Source organism: Listeria booriae (genome assembly GCF_000766865.1).
GTDB classification, from domain to species: Bacteria; Bacillota; Bacilli; order Lactobacillales; family Listeriaceae; genus Listeria_A; species Listeria_A booriae.
Window position 1 is genome coordinate 1 of record NZ_JNFA01000017.1, and the last position, 1,078, is coordinate 1,078.

The 1,078-nt window shown below is 47.1% G+C and carries 2 protein-coding genes; both read right to left on the reverse strand.

What is annotated here, in order from left to right; all coding sequences use genetic code 11:
• On the reverse strand, positions 1-242 hold a 242-nt coding region (locus tag EP57_RS05945), incomplete at its 3' end, for a hypothetical protein (protein WP_036085168.1).
• Positions 218-1,033: a leucine-rich repeat domain-containing protein gene (locus EP57_RS05950; protein WP_159106420.1), complete on the reverse strand. Its 816-nt coding sequence runs from the start codon at positions 1,031-1,033 to the stop codon at positions 218-220. The genes EP57_RS05950 and EP57_RS05945, both read right to left, overlap by 25 nt.
• Positions 1,034-1,078: the final 45 nt, after the last annotated feature.

Genomic DNA, 1,078 nt, shown 5'->3' on the forward strand with positions numbered 1-1,078 from the left:
CCACGTTGCTTCTGTGTATTAGGAAGTTCTTGGTTTGCCCGTTTGATAGCTTCTTCAATCATGTCAGAATTGGCTAATTTAGCAATATCCATAGATCCAGACATCATCGTGTACGAGCTTTGATCTATAATATTCCCTTGTGCATCCAGTATCTGAATCGCGGACATTCCTGCCATTGCCTTAGATTTTACTGATGTCGTTCGTATCTTGTCGCCCACTACTTCTTGTTGTAAAAACGCCACAATCTGCCCTTCTGTATCCTGATACTGGATTTGTTGCTCCCCTGGTTGGAGCCATTTAACGCCATCTTCTGCTTGCACTTCCCTTGTGAACTGGCCACGGTCGCAGGGATTTTTTCTCCTTCCGGCGTGTATACGTTTAATTGACTCGTCTCTCCCGTCGTCTTTGTCCCTTCTGCCTGAATCGTTTGGGCGAATGCTTCAAAATGAGCTCTATCCTTTGCCTGTACAGCTGGTAGCGCCTCTAATGGCCGAAAATCGGTCACTTGGTTCCCTGTTAGTCGTAGGGTTTGTAACTGCGTCAACCCTTGTAACGCTTGCACCGATGTAATCTGATTCATGGAGAGATCCAAGCTCTGTAACTGCGTGAGCTTCGCTAAGGGGGCTAAGTCTTGGATGAATTCGTTTCGCAAGGTCAGATGCTCTAAGTTTTTCATCGATGCCAATGGTGCTAGCTGTTGAATCCGCCCCCCTTCATTCCCCTCCGCATGCAGGTTTTTTAAGTGGGATAACTGTTGAATGCCCGTCAAATCTGTTATCGGCCTTTCGGGGGTATCTGCTAAGGTGGTGATTGTCGCTAATTGCTCCGCAGACACAGGCGCTTCTAAATTGACTCGTTCAGGGAACAAGGTTTTTTCTGGATATAGTTCTAGATACACCGCGTGTGCTAGGTGTGGATCTGGAAATCGCTCCTGAAAGGACAACTCGATTTCCGCTTGCGTCACTGCCTCGATGGGGTGCTGATCTTCTAGCCAGCTCTCTGCTGGGCTGAATAATAAGGTACCGAGGCACATACCATAACTTGCTTTTTGGATCCATGTTCTTTTCTTTGACATACG

Bases quoted from the DNA above. Each gene is read 5' to 3' on its own strand.
- EP57_RS05950 (WP_159106420.1), bottom strand. From the start codon at position 1,033: ATGTGCCTCGGTACCTTATTATTCAGCCCAGCAGAGAGCTGGCTAGAA.